The 1,076-nt window shown below is 67.0% G+C and carries 1 protein-coding gene and 1 pseudogene; one reads left to right on the forward strand and one right to left on the reverse strand.

Annotated features, from left to right (window positions below):
* Positions 1–371: pseudogene (locus ACWEBX_RS41350) on the reverse strand (hypothetical protein); the annotation flags it as partial.
* 232 nt (positions 372–603) lie between these two features.
* Here ACWEBX_RS41350 and ACWEBX_RS41355 point away from each other — a divergent pair.
* A partial coding sequence (locus ACWEBX_RS41355; protein WP_451889809.1) for a phosphotriesterase family protein occupies positions 604–1,076 on the forward strand: 473 nt, incomplete at its 3' end.

Consider the following 1,076-nt stretch of genomic DNA (forward strand, 5'->3'; position numbering starts at 1 on the left):
GGCCATGTCGAACCGGTGGCCGTTGATCGCCCAGTCGTACGTGCCCATGCTGCCGGGCCGCGCAGGGCTCGGGGTGAGAGGTTCTCCGTGAGCGTGGCGCGCAGCTGGGTGTGGACCGGCGGGTCCGACGCCAGCGAGGTGCCGGTGAGGGCCTGGTTGGCCGCCGGGTTGAACGCGATCGACGTCGAGGAGAACGACTCCCAGTCGGCGAGGGCTTCGCGTATGACGTCGTACCGCGTCAGCGCGTAGACGCCGTTCTTCGGCAGGCGGACCACGGGACCCAGGTCTCGCAGCTCTGCGTGAACGGGGTAGGGGTCGAGGACGACTTCGTCGGCGAAGAGGTCGACGTCGGAAGTGGGCGGTGTGCTCATGCCCTCAGTGAAAGTGGCCCGTACCGCATTCAGCAAGTGAATGATTTGCATGCCGCAACATGCACACAGTTCATGTTGCCGGCTCCGTGCTCTGATTTTCCACTACCGCGCAACGGTGGGGACAATGTTTTTTCGTGATGTCAATTTCATTGACGACGTGTAAACCGAATGGCTAGCGTGACGGTAGCCACCAGGTGCACCGCCGCACCCACACCGGACACGTGAGGCAGCCATGAGCGTGAACAGCAACACCGTCAACACCGTCCTGGGCCCGGTGCCGGCTGGAGAGTTGGGTGTCGTCTCGGTCCACGAGGCGCTGCTGTCGGTGCTCCCCGGCGCGGAGCACGCCTTCGACATCACCCTCGACCGCGCCGAGATCTTCGGGACGCTCGCCCGCAAACTGCGGGACTTCCGTGCCCACGGCGGCGGCACGATCGTCGACAGCACCGGCATGTTCCACGGCCGGGACGTCCGGCTGTACGAGGCCCTGTCCCGCGCGACCGGCGTGCACATCGTCGCCTCGACCGGCCAGGGACCCGAGGAACTGCTCGGGGGCTACTTCCTCACGCCGCAGACCAACCCGCCGACCCCCTGGCCGGCCGAGAAGTTCGCCGGCCTCTTCACCAAGGAGATCACCGAAGGCATGGTGGTCCCGCGCGTGGAGCGCCGCGGCCTCGCCGGGCTGGTCACCACCGCGGTGACCCG

The sequence above is a fragment of the Streptomyces sp. NPDC005070 genome (assembly GCF_053600395.1).